Source organism: Ruegeria sp. E1, assembly GCF_056534225.1.
The window spans coordinates 58626-75308 of record NZ_JBQFPE010000016.1 but is presented as its reverse complement, the minus strand read 5'-3'; the positions used below and the strand labels follow the sequence as shown (position 1 = coordinate 75308).

General features: G+C 60.8%; 26 protein-coding genes. 8 read left to right on the top strand and 18 right to left on the bottom strand.

Annotated features, from left to right (window positions below; all coding sequences use genetic code 11):
• Positions 1–45 precede the first annotated feature (45 nt).
• Both rpmE and rplS read right to left on the bottom strand, forming a co-directional pair.
• The gene (gene rpmE, locus ACR0FG_RS18325; protein ID WP_170531455.1) at positions 46–267 is read right to left on the bottom strand and encodes a 50S ribosomal protein L31; all 222 of its coding nucleotides are present in this window, start codon (positions 265–267) and stop codon (positions 46–48) included.
• 11 nt (positions 268–278) lie between these two features.
• Complete coding sequence (gene rplS / locus ACR0FG_RS18320; protein WP_170328369.1) at positions 279–662, bottom strand: 50S ribosomal protein L19; 384 nt, start codon at positions 660–662, stop codon at positions 279–281.
• 374 nt (positions 663–1036) lie between these two features.
• Between rplS and ACR0FG_RS18315 the strand changes: the two genes are divergently transcribed.
• The gene (locus ACR0FG_RS18315) at positions 1037–1843 is read left to right on the top strand and encodes a glycoside hydrolase family 25 protein (RefSeq protein WP_480894547.1); all 807 of its coding nucleotides are present in this window, start codon (positions 1037–1039) and stop codon (positions 1841–1843) included.
• 98 nt (positions 1844–1941) lie between these two features.
• Here ACR0FG_RS18315 and ACR0FG_RS18310 read toward each other — a convergent pair whose 3' ends face one another.
• From ACR0FG_RS18310 to ACR0FG_RS18250, 13 genes are all read right to left on the bottom strand, one after another.
• The gene (locus tag ACR0FG_RS18310) at positions 1942–2367 is read right to left on the bottom strand and encodes a hypothetical protein (protein ID WP_480894545.1); all 426 of its coding nucleotides are present in this window, start codon (positions 2365–2367) and stop codon (positions 1942–1944) included.
• A 139-nt stretch (positions 2368–2506) separates the two neighbouring features.
• A complete protein-coding gene (gene trmD / locus ACR0FG_RS18305; RefSeq protein WP_480894543.1) occupies positions 2507–3316 on the bottom strand; it encodes a tRNA (guanosine(37)-N1)-methyltransferase TrmD in 810 nt (269 codons plus the stop codon).
• Positions 3313–4119 (bottom strand): hypothetical protein, encoded by an 807-nt coding sequence (locus ACR0FG_RS18300; protein ID WP_480894540.1) that lies wholly within the window; start codon positions 4117–4119, stop codon positions 3313–3315. Before ACR0FG_RS18300 ends, trmD begins: the two co-directional genes overlap by 4 nt.
• Positions 4119–4622 carry a ribosome maturation factor RimM gene (gene rimM, locus ACR0FG_RS18295; RefSeq protein ID WP_480894538.1) on the bottom strand — a complete coding sequence of 168 codons (504 nt, stop codon included), beginning with the start codon at positions 4620–4622 and terminating at the stop codon, positions 4119–4121. The genes ACR0FG_RS18300 and rimM overlap by 1 nt, the downstream gene beginning before the upstream one ends.
• Complete coding sequence (locus ACR0FG_RS18290) at positions 4615–4761, bottom strand: hypothetical protein (protein WP_170715589.1); 147 nt, start codon at positions 4759–4761, stop codon at positions 4615–4617. The genes rimM and ACR0FG_RS18290 overlap by 8 nt, the downstream gene beginning before the upstream one ends.
• Before the next feature lie 4 nt (positions 4762–4765).
• Complete coding sequence (gene bluB / locus ACR0FG_RS18285) at positions 4766–5401, bottom strand: 5,6-dimethylbenzimidazole synthase (protein ID WP_480894536.1); 636 nt, start codon at positions 5399–5401, stop codon at positions 4766–4768.
• Between the two features lie 12 nt (positions 5402–5413).
• Positions 5414–5794 carry a 30S ribosomal protein S16 gene (gene rpsP, locus ACR0FG_RS18280; RefSeq protein WP_480894534.1) on the bottom strand — a complete coding sequence of 127 codons (381 nt, stop codon included), beginning with the start codon at positions 5792–5794 and terminating at the stop codon, positions 5414–5416.
• A 42-nt stretch (positions 5795–5836) separates the two neighbouring features.
• Positions 5837–6133, bottom strand: coding sequence for a chorismate mutase (locus tag ACR0FG_RS18275; RefSeq protein WP_170715595.1), 297 nt, complete (start codon positions 6131–6133; stop codon positions 5837–5839).
• Complete coding sequence (locus ACR0FG_RS18270) at positions 6130–6669, bottom strand: GNAT family N-acetyltransferase (protein ID WP_170715597.1); 540 nt, start codon at positions 6667–6669, stop codon at positions 6130–6132. Before ACR0FG_RS18270 ends, ACR0FG_RS18275 begins: the two co-directional genes overlap by 4 nt.
• Entirely contained in the window at positions 6666–7217 is a 552-nt protein-coding gene (locus ACR0FG_RS18265) for a GNAT family N-acetyltransferase (protein WP_480894531.1), read from the bottom strand. The genes ACR0FG_RS18270 and ACR0FG_RS18265 overlap by 4 nt, the downstream gene beginning before the upstream one ends.
• The gene (locus ACR0FG_RS18260) at positions 7214–7726 is read right to left on the bottom strand and encodes a GNAT family N-acetyltransferase (RefSeq protein ID WP_480894529.1); all 513 of its coding nucleotides are present in this window, start codon (positions 7724–7726) and stop codon (positions 7214–7216) included. The genes ACR0FG_RS18265 and ACR0FG_RS18260 overlap by 4 nt, the downstream gene beginning before the upstream one ends.
• Positions 7727–7767: 41 nt before the next feature.
• On the bottom strand, positions 7768–9270 hold the full coding sequence (gene ffh / locus ACR0FG_RS18255; protein ID WP_480894527.1) for a signal recognition particle protein: 1503 nt from the start codon (positions 9268–9270) through the stop codon (positions 7768–7770).
• A 206-nt stretch (positions 9271–9476) separates the two neighbouring features.
• Complete coding sequence (locus ACR0FG_RS18250; RefSeq protein ID WP_480894526.1) at positions 9477–9995, bottom strand: hypothetical protein; 519 nt, start codon at positions 9993–9995, stop codon at positions 9477–9479.
• Between the two features lie 90 nt (positions 9996–10085).
• Here ACR0FG_RS18250 and ACR0FG_RS18245 point away from each other — a divergent pair, with 90 nt between their 5' ends.
• A complete protein-coding gene (locus ACR0FG_RS18245; RefSeq protein WP_480894524.1) occupies positions 10086–10616 on the top strand; it encodes a prolyl-tRNA synthetase associated domain-containing protein in 531 nt (176 codons plus the stop codon).
• 67 nt (positions 10617–10683) lie between these two features.
• Here ACR0FG_RS18245 and ACR0FG_RS18240 read toward each other — a convergent pair whose 3' ends face one another.
• Positions 10684–11427, bottom strand: a complete 744-nt coding sequence (locus ACR0FG_RS18240; protein WP_480894522.1) for an aspartate/glutamate racemase family protein — start codon at positions 11425–11427, stop codon at positions 10684–10686.
• 77 nt (positions 11428–11504) lie between these two features.
• Positions 11505–12086 carry an FMN-dependent NADH-azoreductase gene (locus ACR0FG_RS18235; protein WP_480894520.1) on the bottom strand — a complete coding sequence of 194 codons (582 nt, stop codon included), beginning with the start codon at positions 12084–12086 and terminating at the stop codon, positions 11505–11507.
• A gap of 119 nt (positions 12087–12205) precedes the next feature.
• On the opposite strand from ACR0FG_RS18235, the gene ACR0FG_RS18230 reads away from it, so the two are divergent.
• The 4 genes from ACR0FG_RS18230 to ACR0FG_RS18215 all read left to right on the top strand — a co-directional run bounded on the left by ACR0FG_RS18230 (position 12206) and on the right by ACR0FG_RS18215 (position 14828).
• Positions 12206–13084, top strand: coding sequence for a LysR family transcriptional regulator (locus tag ACR0FG_RS18230; protein WP_170715613.1), 879 nt, complete (start codon positions 12206–12208; stop codon positions 13082–13084).
• Positions 13081–13998 (top strand): DMT family transporter, encoded by a 918-nt coding sequence (locus ACR0FG_RS18225; protein WP_480894518.1) that lies wholly within the window; start codon positions 13081–13083, stop codon positions 13996–13998. The genes ACR0FG_RS18230 and ACR0FG_RS18225 overlap by 4 nt, the downstream gene beginning before the upstream one ends.
• A gap of 62 nt (positions 13999–14060) precedes the next feature.
• The gene (locus ACR0FG_RS18220) at positions 14061–14339 is read left to right on the top strand and encodes a hypothetical protein (RefSeq protein ID WP_170715618.1); all 279 of its coding nucleotides are present in this window, start codon (positions 14061–14063) and stop codon (positions 14337–14339) included.
• 90 nt (positions 14340–14429) lie between these two features.
• A complete protein-coding gene (locus ACR0FG_RS18215; RefSeq protein WP_480894516.1) occupies positions 14430–14828 on the top strand; it encodes a universal stress protein in 399 nt (132 codons plus the stop codon).
• A gap of 10 nt (positions 14829–14838) precedes the next feature.
• Here the strand turns inward: ACR0FG_RS18215 and ACR0FG_RS18210 are convergent, their stop codons facing one another.
• Entirely contained in the window at positions 14839–15171 is a 333-nt protein-coding gene (locus ACR0FG_RS18210) for a metalloregulator ArsR/SmtB family transcription factor (protein ID WP_170715622.1), read from the bottom strand.
• 83 nt (positions 15172–15254) lie between these two features.
• Between ACR0FG_RS18210 and ACR0FG_RS18205 the strand changes: the two genes are divergently transcribed.
• Together ACR0FG_RS18205 and ACR0FG_RS18200 are read left to right on the top strand one after the other, a co-directional pair.
• On the top strand, positions 15255–16166 hold the full coding sequence (locus ACR0FG_RS18205) for a DMT family transporter (protein WP_480894515.1): 912 nt from the start codon (positions 15255–15257) through the stop codon (positions 16164–16166).
• A 184-nt stretch (positions 16167–16350) separates the two neighbouring features.
• Entirely contained in the window at positions 16351–16683 is a 333-nt protein-coding gene (locus tag ACR0FG_RS18200) for an AtpZ/AtpI family protein (RefSeq protein ID WP_170673619.1), read from the top strand.

Genomic DNA, 16683 nt, shown 5'->3' with positions numbered 1-16683 from the left:
GGCCACCCGATCGGGGCGGCCTTTCGAAATCGAATTGGAATGGGATCAGAAACCCAGACCTTCGTATTTCTTCTTGAACTTCGACACACGGCCACCGGCGTCCAGCAGGCGCGAGGTGCCACCGGTCCACGCGGGATGCGAGGAGGGGTCGATTTCCAGAGCCAGCTGGTCGCCCTCGGCGCCCCAGGTGGATTTCATCTGAACCACGGTGCCATCGGTCATTTTGACGTTGATGACGTGATAATCGGGATGGATGTCTTTTTTCATCTTTCCGCTCCTTACGCCTCGGCGCCAGCCTTGGGCTTGTAGTTGGTAACTTCTGCGATACGTGCGGATTTACCGCGACGCGAGCGCAGATAGTACAGTTTGGCGCGACGAACGCGGCCACGGCGGACAACGGTGATGCTGTCGATGTTGGTCGAATGCAGGGGGAACACACGCTCCACGCCTTCGCCAAACGAAATCTTGCGGACGGTGAACGAACCGGCGATGCCGCTGCCACCTTTACGCGCGATGCAGACGCCTTCATAGTTCTGCACACGGGTACGCGACCCTTCGGTCACTTTAAAGCCGACACGGATGGTGTCACCGGCTTTGAAATCGGGGATGTCTTTCCCCAGGGCGGCAATTTGCTCCGCCTCAAGCTGTGCGATCAGGTCCATCGCAATTACTCCTATCTGCTCGTGGTTGGTCCACGAAGTTTGGGCACGGTCCGAGAGCTCTTGGTCTTCACCGGGTCCTGCTTTGCAGCCCGCCAGAGGTCAGATCGAATGTTCCTTGGTCTGGTCCGCTATGACACGCCACAGCCGAAGAAAGCCGGGGGATTGCGCCATGATGCAAACCAAAACACCGGAGTCGCGTGAAGCGGCACCGGATTGCGGTCGTTTAAGGAATTTGCGGACAGGGATCAAGCCTTAATTTGCCTTGCCAGAAAGGCACGGCGGTGCGTTTTCGCCGGTTGCAAACTGAACCATTGCGTTGTCGCAGGGTTCAGGCATTCTGGATGCAATTACAAGAGCAGATTTGAGATACATCCATGATACGCAACGCCCTTATGATGGCCGTTCTGACGCTTGCAATCGTTTCCTGCGGGCGTCGCGGCCCCGCCCCTCAGGCGGTCGAGCCGCTGGCCTTTGCCGATGCTACCGCGCCCGCGGTGATCTATCCCGATTTCGGCGACGCCGATCCTCATCCGTGGGAGGGGCGGCATCCGGGCCATTATCCGGTGCACGGGCTTGATGTGTCGCGCTGGCAGGGGCCGATTGACTGGCGCACGGCCAAGGCGTCAGGCGTCAGCTTTGCCTTTATCAAAGCGACCGAGGGCGGAGATTTCACCGACCCGATGTTCGAAGAACACCGTCGCGGTGCACAAGCGGCGGCCGTGCCTTGGGGGGCTTACCACTATTACTATTTCTGCCGACCCGCAGCCGAGCAGGCGCGGTGGTTCATCCGCAATGTCCCCAAAGGGGCCGACCTGCCGCATGTGCTGGATATGGAATGGACGCCCCATTCCAAAACCTGCACCCTGCGCCCAGATCCCCGCACCATCCGGGCCGAGGCGCAGCGTTTTCTGGACATTCTCGAACGTCACTATGGCCGCAGGCCGATCGTCTACACCACGGTCGATTTCTTTGCGGACACCGATATCGGACGTCTGCCCAAAACCGAATTCTGGCTGCGCTCGGTCGCGGGCCATCCGCGCGAGGTCTATCCCAGAACGCTCTGGCGGTTCTGGCAATATACCGGCACCGGTCTGGTGCCGGGGGTGCAGGGCAGGGTCGATATCAACACCTTCAATGGCACGCCCGAGATCTGGGCGCGCTGGAAGGCGGGGGCGTCCTAGATCGCTTTGCGTTTGATTTGAATCGAAATACGCTGCCTCTCCCAGCGGTCGAACGCGCATTTCGATATTCTAACATTAGATAAAAAACGCAAAACGCTCTAAGTACGCGGAGAGCCGTAAGTTTCAATCGTGCTGCCGTTGACAAGATGATCCAGACGTCTGACGCGCTCTTCCCCGTGGGCATCGTTCAGCCAGAACATCTCGCCATCACTTAAGTAACGGCGATCAAACCCGCGCTCGGTCATGCAGCGGTCAACCTGATCGAACTCGCCCTGCGCGCGCAGATTGTCTTGCATGGGAACCGTGACCAGGCTTCCAAACACTGGGCCCAGCAGCAGGATGCTTGTGGCGTAGCCGCCGATCACCGCACTGTCGCCGCCGATACCAGCCTCGGTTGCGCAGGATTGCACGGCAACGCGGGCCGAATTCAGGTTGTGACCGGCTTGCGTCGGCACCGAAGTTCCAAGGGGTTTGGTGGTGCAGGCCGAAACGGCGAGCACAGCCAGACAGATGAGTTTTTTCATTTGGCAGCCTGTTATCAATTGATCTGAAATCGCTTTGGTCAGCAACATCTTAGGAATGAGTATTTTTCGAACAAATCAACTGCAAGCGGCGTAAGGCAAATGCGCCGGGTTGCGGTTTTCGGGCCACACCCAGTGGGTCTTAGCCGGATGATTTATCCTGCTTGGCCACATAGCTTTGCCACAGATCGGGCCGCCGCTCCTGCGTGATCTGTTCCGACATCTCATGACGCCATTCGGCGATGCGTCCGTGATGGCCGGACATCAGAATATCGGGGATCGCGCGCCCGTTCCAGTCTGCGGGACGGGTATATTGCGGATGCTCCAGCAGACCGGTGGCAAAGCTTTCCTCCTCGGCAGAGGCCTGATTGCCCAACACGCCGGGGATCAGCCGCACCGTGGCGTCGATCAGCGCCTGCGCTGCAATCTCACCGCCGGTCATGACGAAATCACCCAAGGATACCTCTTGGATGCCGTAATGCTCCAACACGCGCTCGTCGACCCCTTCGAACCTGCCGCACAGCAGGGTCATGCCATCACAACGGGCAAGGTTCTGCATCATCTGCTGATTCATCGGACGGCCACGAGGGCTGAGGTAGATCAGCGGCCAGTTCCCGCGAACGCCCGCCATACTGTGTTTGATCGCGTCGCCCACCACATCGGCGCGCAACACCATGCCCGCACCGCCCCCCGCGGGCGTGTCATCGACATTGCGATGTTTGCCGACCCCGAACTGGCGCAGATCGATGGTTTCCAACTGCCACAGCCCCTCTTGCAGGGCCTTGCCGGTCAGGCTTTCGCCCAGCACGCCGGGAAAGGCGGACGGGAACAGGGTGATGATCCTGGCCTTCCAGACCCCGTGCAAATCCGGGGTCGGGGTCATCAATTCGCGCGGCTTCAATGTCGGGCGGATGGCTTTGCGGCCATGGGATTTTCCGGGCTGATCTGTCATTCTATGCCGATCCGGTCCATTTGGGCATGTTGGGCAAGCTCCTGTTTCTGCCGGATCAACTCGGCTTCGTCCAGATCGGACCGGTTCAGGTCCAGCATCTCTGACAGGATATCCGGCGGCAACGCCCGGTTTCGGCGCGCCGGAGCAATCAGCTGATCCGCTGGCAGGTCCAGAAATGCCGCCATCGGGGCGCCGGGGCCCAGCGGGTGGTGTTCCAGATCGTGCAGCCACTCGGTGCGGATTGTGGCGTTCTGAACGCGTGTCCGGATCGTGGCAACCGCGTCCTCGGGCGACTGTACCTGTGCCATCCGGGTCTGATACGCGTCGAAATCCAGCGGCAACCGGCCCCGTTGCAGGTCATGCGCCCAAAGGCTGCGCAGCCAGTCCTCGCGGCGCCGTACCGAGTAATAAAGCGTGATCTCGACCTCTTCCCCGGCAAAGCGGTTGCGGATCAGCCCGACAAGACAGGCCGCCAAATCAGGGGCAGCCTCATAGCCCACGGCCGGATTACGGCTGGGGCGCAGGCCCGAGAAATTTTCCTCACTCAGGATCAGCCCGCGCTTGTCGCCGAAATCCAGATCGGCCAGCAGGCGGTGCATCCCGTTGGCAAACTCGGTCATACTGCCATGAGTGCCATAGACCGAATAGCGCGTCGCAGCATCCGACAGACCCGACTTGCGGGTCCGGTAGGGCAACACCAGCGCGTGGTGTGGCCAGATCAACTCGCGGTTTTCGAACAGAAAGGATTGTGCCGCCGTTGTCCCGGTCTTGTGCAGACCCAGATGCAGCAACACGCGGCGCATTACAGCAGACCTTCGGGCGGATCGGCGACAATGCGGCCCTGTTCCAGATCGACTGTGGGCACCACCTCTTGCGTGAAGGGCAGAAGAACGGTGGCCTTCAGCCCCGGCCCGTGCAATTCCAGCAGGTCCGCAGCGCCGTGGTTCTGCACCGCCTTGACCTTGCCCAGCAGGGTGCCACCGGTGTCATAGACCTCAAGCCCGATCAGGTCGGTGTGATAGAATTCGTCATCCGGCAGCGATGGCAATTGATCGCGACGTGCGTAAAGTCGCAGGCCATTAAGTGCATCGGCCTGTTCCTTGGTCTCAACCCCGCCCAGCCGTGCGGCAAAGCCGTTCTTGATCGGGCGCGTCAGCACCAGCGGATAGCGCTCTTTGCCCGCCTCATCGGTCAAGGGCGAATAGGCCTCGATATCTTCGGGGATGGCGCAGAAGCTTTTCAGCCGCACCTCGCCGCGCACGCCGTATGATCCGGCGATGCTGCCGACGCAGTTCAGATCACTCATTTGAGCCTTCCGTTACACATAGCCCATCCCGCCACTGCCCGATGACCTCGCAGGCCTCGCGCTGGTTGCTGCGTTCAAAGAACACGCCAACAATAAAGGCGATTGCCAGCAGGATGGGAAGCCGTAACAATCCAAACATGGGCCTAGCGCACCTCGATGGGCAAAGTGTTGTTGCGGTTTTCCCAGCCGACCAGTTCCAGTTCCGGTGTCTCCGACAGCTCTTCGGGATAGCCGACGCAGAAATAGCCGATCAGACGCCAGGTTTCCGGTACGTCCAGATCGCGTGCCATCTGCTCGGGGTCCAGAATGGACACCCAGCCCAAACCCAGCCCTTCGGCCCGCAGGGCCAGCCAGAACAGGGTGATGGCCGATACCACCGAATAGCGCCGCATCTCGGGCATCGTGCCTGCGCCCAGACCCTGCCCCTTGTCGGTGGCATCGTCGCAGAACACGGCCAGTTGCACCGGCGCCTCTTGCATCCCAGAGAGTTTCAGACCGCTGTATAGCTGCGCCTTTTCGCCGGAATAGCCATCCAACGCCTCGGCATTGGCCGCTTTGAAATTCCTCAGCGCCGCATCGCGTGCGGCCTGACTTTCGACGCGAATGACGCGCCAGGGTTCGCTCAGCCCCACCGAAGGGGCCAGCCGAAACGCGTCGAGGCAGCGCGTCAACACTGCCTCGTCCACGGCGTCGGTGCGGAACCGGCGCACATCGCGCCGGAGCCGCATCAACAGATCGAACTGCGCGCGAAAATCGTCACTGAAGGCCTGATCCCGCACGCGCCCGCCTGCTTATTCTTCTGCAGCCGCTTCTTCAGCAGGCGCAGCAGCCGCTTCAGCAGCCTTTGCCGCTTTCTCTTCCGCGCGCTCTTGGGCTTTCTTGCCCGGGGTACCCTTGTTGGGGTTATTGCGCTCGGCCTTTTCACGGGTGCCGGCAGCTTCCAGCATACGTGCGATCCGGTCGGTGGGCTGTGCGCCCTGATCCAGCCAGTACTGAACACGCTCCATGTTCATTTTCACACGCTCTTCGCTGTCTTTCGGCAGCAGCGGGTTGTAGGTGCCCAGCTTCTCGATGAAACGACCATCGCGCGGCATACGGCTGTCAGCCGCAACAATGCGATAGAAAGGACGCTTTTTCGAGCCGCCGCGGGCGAGACGAATTTTCATTGCCATGGTGGTATCTCCTTTGAATGGCGTATCCGGGATTTGCCCGGTTTAGTTCTGGTGTTTCTTGTGGTGTCGGATGACTTCCTGAATGATGAAATTCAGAAAAGCCTTGGCGAAGTCGGGGTCCAGATCGGCCTCTTTCGCCAGGTCTTCTAACCGTGCGATCTGCGCAGCCTCGCGCGAGGGATCGGACGGGGGAAGGTCGTGTGTTGCTTTCAGCTTGCCCACGGCTTGCGTGTGCTTGAACCGCTCGGCCAGCGTGAACACAAGGATCGCGTCCAGCCGGTCGATGCTTTCGCGATGCTCTTTCAGCAGCGCCGCGGCGCGGGTGACGGGGTTGTTCATTGGCCGGTCCTTTCGGTGGTCAAGTCAATTTGCGGGTGACGCCAGATCTGGGCAGTCAGGCCCAATAGTTCGGCGTTCTCAATCTCCAGCGTGGCCCCAAGCCGTTCGGCCAGTGCGCGCGAGCGGTCATTGGCATGGGCGATATACGAGATCACGCCGTTCAGACCCTGATGCCGCGCGGCATAGTCACGCGCGGCTTGGGCCGCTTCAAAACCCAGCCCCTTGCCTTCGGCCTCGGCCATCAGCGTCCAGCCCAATTCGGGCTCGGCCCAACCGGGAACGTCGATGATACCCGCCCACCCGACGAACGCACCGCTGGTTTTCTCGGTCAGATGCCACAGGCCATAACCGCGTAAGGCCCAATGCCCCAAACGACCGGACAGTGAGCTCCAGCTGCCCAGCTCATCCTTGGGTCCGCCAACCATATGGCTGCGTTCCGAGGCGTAGAACGCGATCATCGCGGGCAGGTCATCCAGATGCGGCGCGCGCAGGATCAGACGGTCGGTTTCGACGGTGGGGATGGCGAACGTGGTCATGCGTAGGCCTCCATCCCGCCATTGACCAGATCGGCTGGCGACGGATGCCGCCAGACCTGCATCGATCCGAATGCCGGGTGTTCGAAGACGTAATCGAACCGGGCACCCAACCGTTCAGCCACGGCTTTGCTACCCAGATTATCCGGATCAATCAACGATATCGCGGTTTCCCAGCCTAGCACGTCATAAGCGTGGGCACGCGCTGCTTGTGCGGCCTCGGTCGCATAGCCTTTGCCGGTTGCGTGGTTCATCAGGGTCCAGCCGATTTCCGGCTCGGGCCAGCTGTGCGGGAACCAAAGGCCGACATGCCCGACATAGGTGCCGGTGGCTTTCTCTTCGACACCCCAGAACCCATAGCCACGCATTGCCCAATGCCCCAGCAGCATGGCAATCGCGCGCCATGTCTCGTCCGGGCGCTTTGGTCCGCCCACGAATTGCGAGGCGTCGCTGGCGAAAAATTCGGCTTCGGCCTCGAAATCGGCCTCGGACGGCGCGCGCATGATCAGGCGTTCGGTTTCAAGCGTTGGGATAGGCATCGCGAGTTTCATGCCATTGCCTCGCTATAGCGCCAGACATGCTGGTCCGGCCCAAACGCGGCTTCGGCGACCGTATCGCGCGACGCACCCAGCCGCTGTGCCAGAGCGTTCGAGCGTGTGTTGGATCGCGACACATAGCTTACGAACTGGCCCGACCCGAGCAGGTCAAATCCAAAATCACGCACGGCGGTGCAGGCTTCGGTGGCGTAACCCTTCATGCGATGCTGGGCACAGAACAAATAACCCAGCTCGGGCTCATGATCATCCCATTCCAGCCCAAGAATGACGAACCCAACAGTTTCGCCACCCTCAGCCAGAGTGACCGCAAACAGGCCGTGACCATGCAGAAGCCAGCCGGAGGTATAATAGGAAAACTCGGTCCAGGCTTCCTGCTCCGTATCACCAAAGCTGTCCTGACAGATCTCGGTCCATATTGGAAGGTCGTCCAAAGTGGGCGCGCGCAGAACCAGCCGCCGGGTCTGAATGACCGGCAGGGCCGCGCGATATTGCGCTGCTGCCATCGCCGCCTTTCCGGACGGGGGCTGGGTGCAGCGTGCTGGCGTCACTTTTTCTTCCCGAACCCGCTGAGGCCCGGAGGCAGCGCCATGCCGCCGCCCATGCCGGGCAGGCCGCCACGTCCGCCCATGGCCTTGGCCGCCTGTTCCAGCGCCTTGGGGTCCATGCCGGCTGCCATGTCCTCGGGCGAGGGGCCGCCCTTGCCGAACATGCCCTTCATGGCCTGTTTCAGCATCTTGCCTTTGCCCATCTTGCCCATCTTTTTCATCATGTCCGACATCTGCCGGTGCATCTTGAGCAGCTTGTTGAGGTCGCTGACCTCCATCCCCGACCCGGCAGCAATGCGTTTCTTGCGGCTGGCTTGCAGCAGCTGCGGATTGGCGCGTTCGCGTTTGGTCATGGATTGGATCATTGCGATCTGCTGGCGCAGGATCTTGTCGTCGAGGCCCGCCTGATCCATCTGCTTGGCCATCTTGCCCATGCCCGGCATCATGCCCATCATGCCCTGCATGCCGCCCATCTGGATCATCTGTTCCAACTGCATTTTCAGGTCGTTCATGTTGAACTGACCTTTGACCATGCGCTTCATCATGCGCTCGGTCTGTTCCATCTCCATCGTTTCCTGGGCCTTTTCGACCAGAGCAACGATGTCGCCCATGCCCAGAATACGACCGGCGATCCGGTCCGGCTCGAAGGTTTCGAGCGCGTCCATTTTCTCGCCCAGACCGACAAAGCGGATCGGCTTGCCGGTAACAGCGCGCATCGACAGCGCCGCACCACCGCGCCCGTCACCGTCCATCCGGGTCAGGACCACGCCCGAGATGCCGACCTTGGCGTCGAACTCTTCGGCGACTTCAACGGCGACCTGACCGGTCAGGCCGTCGACCACCAACAGGGTCTCGCGCGGGTCTACCGCGTTGCGCACCTGCTCGACCTCGTCCATCAGGACTTCGTCGATATGCAGACGGCCCGCGGTGTCGAGCATGTAGACGTCATAGCCGCCCAGCGTCGCCTGTTGCTTGGCGCGCTTGGCGATATCAACTGGCTTCTGACCGGGAACGATGGGCAGCGTATCCACGCCGACTTGCGTTCCCAGAACCGCCAGCTGATCCATCGCCGCCGGGCGATAAACGTCCAGCGAGGCCATCAGGACTTTCTTGCCCTCTTTTTCTTTCAGGCGTTTCGCCAGCTTACCGGTGGTCGTGGTCTTACCCGAACCCTGCAGGCCGACCATCAGGATCGGGGCAGGCGGGTTGTCGATCTTGAGCGCGCCTGGGTCTTCCTCGCCGCGCAGGGTATCAACCAAAGCGTCATGCACGATCTTGACGACCTGTTGGCCGGGGGTGATCGATTTCGTCACCGCCTGACCGGTCGCCTGTTCCTGCACCTTTTTGACGAATTCGCGGGCCACCGGCAGCGAGACATCGGCCTCGAGCAGGGCCACGCGAACCTCGCGCAGGGCGGTTTTGACGTCTTCTTCGGACAGGGCACCCTGTTTGGTCAGCCGGTCAAAGACGCCGGAAAGGCGTTCGGATAGATTTTCAAACATGCCTTCGGCCTCCTTAGCCGGTTATCTGGTGGCGTTCCCTAGATAGGAGGCGCCGGTTAAATGCACAAACGCCCCCTCCCACTGAATTAGACGTGGGGGTAATGCCAAATGGCATTGCCCCCACGGGCGAAACTCGCTGGTGGGGGGCGATCCCTGAACGACTCAAGGGACCGGAAGATCTGACGCTTCCGGATGTTTGCGGCGATTTAGGCTGATTGGCTGGCAGAGTCAACCTTGCGCGCAGGAAGCCAGTCATTGATGGCATCGACCATGCGGTGCGATCCATGCCCGCTGACATACGCCTCGACAATCGGGTGTCGTCCCGCACTCATGCCTTTATCCAGCACCAATACGGGGCGGTGCATCTTCGAGGTGCCCTTGTCGCTGGTCGAGGTGGTGGTCTCGACCTCGGCATGAGACAGGTTCGACAGCTTGTGTTCCACGGTGTCGTACCCAAAGACCGATTGCCGACGGATCAGGATGCTGTTGGTTGGGCGATCCAGAATGACCTGCACGCGGCGGACAAAAGCGCAGAACGCGCCAAAGCCCAGCCCGCCGCCAAACAAGGCAAAGAGGATGCCGAACCACAGGCCTTCACCGCCCTGGGTCACCATGAACAGGCCTGCGCCCACAAAGCATAAGATAAAGACAACCAGCATAATGCCAATTAGCCAGGGCGTATTGGACAGGATCAACTGGTCGTGCGTGTTTCGGGTGATCTTCATGACCGCAAGCTAACAGCGAAAGCGCGCTCTGTCGCGGCTTGAAATTTCGCGCAGGCTAAGCGATGAGCGCACCGCATGAAGGAGACCCACATGGACGCATCATCTGAATTTCAGGACACGCTGCCGCTTAGCTCTGACGCCTTGCTGGCGCAGCTGGACGATTGGGGGCTGAGCTACCGCTTGCACAGCCACGTCCCGCTGCGCACGGTCGAGGACGCCATGGGGGTCGAGGATCAGTTCATGGTGCCGGGTGAGAACGCCTTGCGGCTCAAGAACCTGTATCTGCGTGACAGGAAAAAGCGGAACTATCTGGTGACGCTGGAGCAGAGCCGCGAGATTGATCTGAAAGCGCTGGGCGCTGAGCTGGGCGTCGGGGGGCTGTCTTTTGGATCGCCCGAGCGGTTGTTGCAGAACCTCGGCATCCGTCCCGGCGCAGTCAGTCCTCTGGCGATGATCAACGGGGTCGGGAATGATGTGCGATTCTTTATGGATGCCGCTGCGCAGCAGGCAGACGTCATCAACATGCATCCGCTGGTCAATGATCGGACTGTGGTTTTGTCGCGCGAAGATTTGATGGTGTTCTTCGACAAGATCGGGTGCGATGTTAACTGGCTGCCGTGAGGGAACGCGCCTTGCGGCGCGTGCCTCCGGCGGAGGTATTTTTGAACAGAAGAAGGGGCGGGCGCTTTTAAGTCACGTCCAGAGCCTCTTTGAGGGCGGCGGCGACATGGGCGGCTGAGGGGTTGATGAACAGGTGCCCATCAGCCTCAAACACCGGGTCATCGAGATGATCGGGGAAGGCCAGCGGCAGTTCGGTGCAGGCCAGAAGGATGGCCGTGCCGGGGACCGCGTGTGTGTTGCAGAAGGCAAGCAAGCGGGCATGGGCGGTGTCAGAGGCTCCGCCGTAGAAATCGCTGTCGATCATCGCTTGCATTTCGGCGATTTCCGCATCGGGCAGGCGCGCGTTGGCGGTGATGCCCTTGGCTGCAAGACATTGCGCGTAATTGTCGGCCTGCATCGTGACCGTAGTGCCAAGAACCAAAGCGTTGCTGGCCGCGGTTGTCGCGGTCGCTTCGGCGGTGGCGTCAAAGATGCTGAGGATCGGCATGGACACGCCCTGCCGGATGGCGTGCAGCCGGGCGTGCGGTGTGTTCGAGGCGATGATGCCAAAGTCACATCCCGCGCGTTCCAGCGTCAGCAGGGCGTCGCGGAACACAGCGTCGAAACCGGCCCAACTGGCCTCGTCCCCGGCCACGCCGCGCAGGGCGCGGGTTTTGGCCTGCGTGACGGATTCGATTGTCATCGGTGGGATGGGCAGGGGGGAACCGTGCCCGCGATCCGCGTAGTACCGGCTGGCCCCTTCGGCAATGGCCCGATAGTAATCCACGGTCGAGGCCCAGCCGACGCCGCCCAGTATTCCGATCTTTTTCATGTGAAACGCCCAATCCGCAGTGACCTCATGGGATGCAGATTGGACGTTTCATCCGGCCTTGACCAGAGGGGGTAAAGTCAGGCTGCCAGTTCACTGACAGCTTTGTGGGCGCTCTTCAGCGTGGCTTCGGCGTCCAGCGCCATTTGGTCAGCGGCGATCACCTCGACATCGTGGATGCCGATGAAGCCCAGAACGTGGCGCGCATAGTTGGTGGCAAAGTCGATCTCGGACCCCACAGCGGTACCGCCGGAAGCAATTGCCAGAACCGCGCGCTTACCTTCAAGAAGGCCTTTGGGGCCGGTTTCGGAATAGGCAAATGTCAGTCCGGCACGGGCAACCAGATCGATCCAGGCCTTGAAGGCGGCGGGGACCGAGAAATTGTAGATCGGCAGACCGATGACAATCGTATCGGCCCTTTGCAGTTCCTGAACAAGTTCATCCGACAGCGAGAGCTGGTCGCGCTGGACCGAGTCCCGCTGATCGGCGGGTGTGAAGTTCGCGTTGATCCAGTCTTCGGTCAGCAGGGGCAGGGGCGTGGCCAGATCTCGGCGGATGATGCGCGCGGCACCCAGGTGTTTGACGATGCGGTCCGACAAGTCGCGGGTGGCAGATCCGGTACGGCGGGCCGAAGCGTCGATATGCAGGATGGTTTTGGTCATGTCACGGGGTCCTTTGGATGTGGATTTGTCTGCTGCGCTTCAATATGAGCGTTGCGCGAATGAACAAAAGTCGGATATGTAAACAAGTATTGTTAGAATTTGCACACTGGAATGATGCGATGGACAATTGGGATGAAGTGAGAACCGCCTATCAGGTAGCGCGAATGGGTACGGTCAGCGGGGCGGCCGAGGTTCTGGGCGTGCACCATGCCACCGTGATCCGCCATATCGACGCGATCGAGGCTCGTCTGGGCGTCAAGCTGTTCCAGCGCCATGCGCGCGGCTATACGCCCACCGATGCGGGCGATGACCTGCTGCGCGTGGCGCAGGCCACCGAGGATCAGTTCAACCAGCTGGTCGGGCGCATGAAGGGGCGTGGCGACGATGTCTCGGGTGAGCTGGTGGTGACGTCTCTGGCCTCGTTGGCGCCGCTGCTGGTTCCGGCGCTGGCCGAGTTTCAGGCGATGCATCCGGGGCTGATCGTGCGCTATCTGACCGGCGACCGCCTGTTCCGTCTGGAATATGGCGAGGCGCATGTGGCCATCCGCGCCGGTGCTGCCCCGGATCAACCCGACAATGTGGTGCAGCCCTTTATCCCGCAAGAGGTCGGGTTGTTCGCCAGCACGTCCTATATCGAACGCCACGGCAAGCCCGAAACCGTGGAAGAGTTCGCGGATCATCTGTTTGTCAGCACCGATGACGAAAACAGCCGCGCGCCGTTTTCCAGATGGTTGCGTAACACTGTGCCCGCCGAGGCGATTGCCTTTCGCTGCACCAACAATTTCTGTATGCGCGAGGCGGTTCTGGCCGGGGCCGGGATCGGTTTCATGGCAAGGTGGGAGGCATCGCGCGATCCCGATCTGATCGAAGTGATGAGCCCTCTGCCGGAATGGGCCGGTAACCTGTGGCTGGTGACGCATGTGGACCTGCACCGCACCACCAAGGTTCAGGCGTTCCTGACCTATCTGAAAGAGCAATCCAAAGGCTGGCTTTCGTGACGCCGCAGGCGCGTGGTCATCTGGCGATGGTCACGTTTTCCGTTCTGGTGGCGGGCAGTTTCTCGCTGGGCTCGATTGTGGCCAATCAGATTGCGCCGATGGCCATCACGGCGGCGCGGTTTCTGCTTGCGGCGATCATCATCGGATTTGCCGCTTTGGCCACCACCGGGCTGCCGCGCAGTGCCGCACAGGCTCCGTGGCGCTATGGTGTCTTGGGCGGGCTGTTTGCGACCTATTTCGTGCTGATGTTCTATGGCCTGAAAACGGCTGACCCGGTCAGTACTTCGGCGGTGTTCACCCTGACGCCTGTGATGTCGGCGGCCGCTGGCTGGATACTGCTGCGCCAGATCACGACCCCGCGCATGGCATTGGCGCTGAGCGTCGGCGCGACCGGAGCGCTGTGGGTGATCTTTCGCGCTGACTGGCAGGCCTTTCGCGCCTTCGAGATCGGCACAGGCGAGATCATCTTTTTCTGGGGCTGTCTGGCGCACGCAATCTATACGCCGATGGTGCGCAAGCTGAACCGGGGCGAACCGGCGGTTGTGTTCACCTTTGGCACCATTGTCGCCGGGTGCGTGATCCTGTCCCTTGTCGGCTGGTCGGATATCCGCGCAACCGACTGGCTCAATCTGCCACCCATTGTCTGGATCAGCCTGCTGTACTTGTCGGTCTTTGCCACCGCTTCCAGCTTTGTGCTGGTCCAGTTCGCGGCTTTGCGCCTGCCGTCGGCCAAGGTCATGGCCTATACCTACCTGATCCCAAGCTGGGTGATCCTGTGGGAAATCGCGCTGGGTCGGCCCGCGCCCACCGGTCTGGTCCTGATCGGCGCGGCCCTGACAGCGCTGGCATTGGTGCTTTTGCTGAAATCCGAAGAACCGACACCCAACGCACCACCCAAGTCACCGACCGATTGACGCTTGCATTCTGGGCAGGATGTGACAGCCTCTGACCCGAAGATGAAACCGCGAGCGTCACCATGAAACGGGCTATCATAGCTGCCATAATACCTCCTCTGACCGCCTGCACGCAGGGCGCACCCGGCAGCGGGTCTACCCAAGATCTTCAGGGCAGTTGCGAAGCATTGGTCGCGGCGGAAACAGGGGTTCGGCCCGACGGCGTCAACGCCATCTCGACCCAATCCGACCTCACCGGAACGACCACAACGGTTTTGGTCGCAGGCGCGCAGGCCCCGTGGCTTTGCTATGCCGATACCGGCGGCGTGGTGACAGGGGTGGAATACAGTCAAGAGGGCTGAGGCCATCCCGGCATCCGGGTGATCTCTTGAGGCAGATCAAAGTGTTCATATGCAGTTTTCTCTATGCTTCCTGCCGAGGAGGAATTTGCAATGTTCAATCACATCATGATCCCCGTCGACCTGCACCTGCCACCGGAAACCCGCAAAGCGTCCGATGTGGCCGCGCAGGTGGCCAAATGGCAAAACGCGAAGATCACTGTGGTCAGCGTCTCTGGCACACAGTCCAGCGCACCGATCCAGTCCGATGAGGTGCGGGCCTTTGTCGATGAACTGTCGCGCTCCAGCGGGACCGAGGTCGCGATACGCAACATCCACTCCGTTGATGTCGCGGCCGAGATGGACAGCGACCTGAAAAACGTGGCCGAGGAAATCGGCGCAGACCTGATCGTTGTCGGCACCCACGCGCCGCGGATCACCGACCACATCTTTTCCAGTCATGCGGGCTATCTGGCAAAACATGCCAGCATGTCTGTCTTTGTGGTGCGTTAGGGTCAGGACCCTAAGCCTCGTCCGAGGGCAACTCGACCTCAAGAAACCGTTCAAACGCATCCAGATTGACCGGTTCGAACTGCCCGAACCCCTGCATCCAGACCGAGGCCGCGCGCAGCGCGTCAGGCTCCAGCTTGCACCATTTCACCCGGCCCCGTTTTTCCTGCGAGATCAGCCCGGCGCGGGTGAGAATGACCAAATGTTTCGAGATCGCCGCCAGCGACATCTCGAACGGCTCGGCGACGTCCGTCACCGCCATGTCGTCCTCCAGCAGCATCGCAAGGATGGCGCGGCGGGTTGGGTCGGCAAGGGCAGCAAACACGGTGTCGAGGTCGTTGGACATGGCTCTTTCCTAATACGCAGGAACCGGTTTGACAATTTCCACACCCACGCCATGCTGCGCCGGAACTGGCAAGGGGCGTGGCGATGCCGTTGAAATACTGGATGGTGATCTGCGTCCTCGGCATCGGCTGGGGCATGTCTTTCATGTTCAACGCTATTTTGCTGCGCGAGCTTGGGCCTCTGTCCGTTTCGATGGGGCGCGTTGGCTTCGGGGCGCTCGGGTGCTGGATCTATGTGCTGGGCCGACGTCTGCCGGTCCAGTTGACGTTTAAGCGTGCCGCGGGGCTGTTGGGCTTTGGCGCGCTCAGCTACGCAGCGCCATTTGCGTTTTATGCGCTGGGCCAGCAGCATATCGGCGCAGGTGTCGCCGGGATTGTGAATGCCACAACACCGGCCTTTGCCGTCATCGTCTCGCATTTCTGGCCCGGAGGAGAGCGCGCCACGCTGCTCAAATCACTCGGCGTGATCTGCGGATTTGCCGGTATCGTCGTGCTGTCCCTGCCGCTGCTGCAATCGGGGGCAAAGTCCGAGTTCTGGGCTGTTCTGCTCATCATTCTTGCCCCGGTCTGCTATGCCTTTTCGGTCAATTTCGCCCGTGCGTTCCGGGATATGCAGCCAGTGGTTCTGGTGGCGCTGGCCCTGACGGGCGCAACGCTGGCGATTGCGCCTCTGGCGTTGTGGCAGGACGGGCTGCCCCATATCACCCGGGCCGAGACCTGGGCCTCACTTCTGATGATCGGGTTTGTGCTAACCTCGGCGGCGTTCATTGCGTTTTACTGGCTGCTGCCAAAGGTCGGACCAACCAATATCTCAACCGTCACCCTGATCGCCCCGGTCTCGGCGCTGGTGCTGGGAACATCGGTTCTGGGTGAGGCGCTTTTGCGCGAACATCTGATCGGCATGGCGGCTATTTTCGCGGGCCTGCTGCTGATCGATGGGCGCATCGTCAGGCGTTGGCAAGCGGACAGGGGGGACAAAGATCAACCAAAAGGTTGAATATACGGATTCAGCCCAATTCGGTTGATCTGCGATCCCGGCACATCGCCGCAGCTCCAGTCGTCTAAGATTTTTGGCATAAAAATCATAGACATAAATGCATACAAAGTGCGACCTCAACCCCGTTGACTCTGTGCCCCCGGGGCCTTAGCACCCTACCCAAGACTGTGCGAGGGAAACGCCCGTGACCGATGACGACCAAAAGCAGCGTATGGCGCAGCTTGAGGCCAAGATCGAAGCGGCGAAAAAGGCCAAAGCGCCCAAGCCCCGCGCAGATGCTGACGTGTCCGGGGGCGAGCTTGCCTGGAGGATGGTCATCGAAATGGTATCCGGTCTGGGGATCGGATTTGGCATCGGATACGGGCTGGACAGCCTGCTCGGGACGATCCCGATCTTTCTGGTGCTGTTCACATTGCTGGGCCTTGTCGCGGGCGTGAAGGTTATGCTCCGCAGCGCGAAAGAGGTTCAAGAGAAACAAGCGGCTGCAAGCGCGGCCGAGAAGGACGAGAGGGACTGA

Coding starts and splice junctions, on each gene's coding strand:
- rpmE (WP_170531455.1), bottom strand. CDS start 267: ATGAAAAAAGACATCCATCCCGATTATCACGTCATCAACGTCAAAATG.
- ACR0FG_RS18210 (WP_170715622.1), bottom strand. CDS start 15,171: ATGTCCAACGACCTCGACACCGTGTTTGCTGCCCTTGCCGACCCAACC.
- ACR0FG_RS18310 (WP_480894545.1), bottom strand. CDS start 2,367: ATGAAAAAACTCATCTGTCTGGCTGTGCTCGCCGTTTCGGCCTGCACC.
- ACR0FG_RS18315 (WP_480894547.1), top strand. CDS start 1,037: ATGATACGCAACGCCCTTATGATGGCCGTTCTGACGCTTGCAATCGTT.
- ACR0FG_RS18275 (WP_170715595.1), bottom strand. CDS start 6,133: ATGAACAACCCCGTCACCCGCGCCGCGGCGCTGCTGAAAGAGCATCGC.
- ACR0FG_RS18235 (WP_480894520.1), bottom strand. CDS start 12,086: ATGACCAAAACCATCCTGCATATCGACGCTTCGGCCCGCCGTACCGGA.
- ACR0FG_RS18230 (WP_170715613.1), top strand. CDS start 12,206: ATGGACAATTGGGATGAAGTGAGAACCGCCTATCAGGTAGCGCGAATG.
- ACR0FG_RS18245 (WP_480894524.1), top strand. CDS start 10,086: ATGGACGCATCATCTGAATTTCAGGACACGCTGCCGCTTAGCTCTGAC.
- rimM (WP_480894538.1), bottom strand. CDS start 4,622: ATGAGTGATCTGAACTGCGTCGGCAGCATCGCCGGATCATACGGCGTG.
- ACR0FG_RS18205 (WP_480894515.1), top strand. CDS start 15,255: ATGCCGTTGAAATACTGGATGGTGATCTGCGTCCTCGGCATCGGCTGG.
- ACR0FG_RS18270 (WP_170715597.1), bottom strand. CDS start 6,669: ATGACCACGTTCGCCATCCCCACCGTCGAAACCGACCGTCTGATCCTG.
- ACR0FG_RS18215 (WP_480894516.1), top strand. CDS start 14,430: ATGTTCAATCACATCATGATCCCCGTCGACCTGCACCTGCCACCGGAA.
- ACR0FG_RS18240 (WP_480894522.1), bottom strand. CDS start 11,427: ATGAAAAAGATCGGAATACTGGGCGGCGTCGGCTGGGCCTCGACCGTG.
- ACR0FG_RS18290 (WP_170715589.1), bottom strand. CDS start 4,761: ATGTTTGGATTGTTACGGCTTCCCATCCTGCTGGCAATCGCCTTTATT.
- ffh (WP_480894527.1), bottom strand. CDS start 9,270: ATGTTTGAAAATCTATCCGAACGCCTTTCCGGCGTCTTTGACCGGCTG.
- ACR0FG_RS18300 (WP_480894540.1), bottom strand. CDS start 4,119: ATGCGCCGCGTGTTGCTGCATCTGGGTCTGCACAAGACCGGGACAACG.
- ACR0FG_RS18220 (WP_170715618.1), top strand. CDS start 14,061: ATGAAACGGGCTATCATAGCTGCCATAATACCTCCTCTGACCGCCTGC.
- rpsP (WP_480894534.1), bottom strand. CDS start 5,794: ATGGCAATGAAAATTCGTCTCGCCCGCGGCGGCTCGAAAAAGCGTCCT.
- ACR0FG_RS18250 (WP_480894526.1), bottom strand. CDS start 9,995: ATGAAGATCACCCGAAACACGCACGACCAGTTGATCCTGTCCAATACG.
- trmD (WP_480894543.1), bottom strand. CDS start 3,316: ATGACAGATCAGCCCGGAAAATCCCATGGCCGCAAAGCCATCCGCCCG.
- rplS (WP_170328369.1), bottom strand. CDS start 662: ATGGACCTGATCGCACAGCTTGAGGCGGAGCAAATTGCCGCCCTGGGG.
- ACR0FG_RS18260 (WP_480894529.1), bottom strand. CDS start 7,726: ATGGCAGCAGCGCAATATCGCGCGGCCCTGCCGGTCATTCAGACCCGG.
- ACR0FG_RS18265 (WP_480894531.1), bottom strand. CDS start 7,217: ATGAAACTCGCGATGCCTATCCCAACGCTTGAAACCGAACGCCTGATC.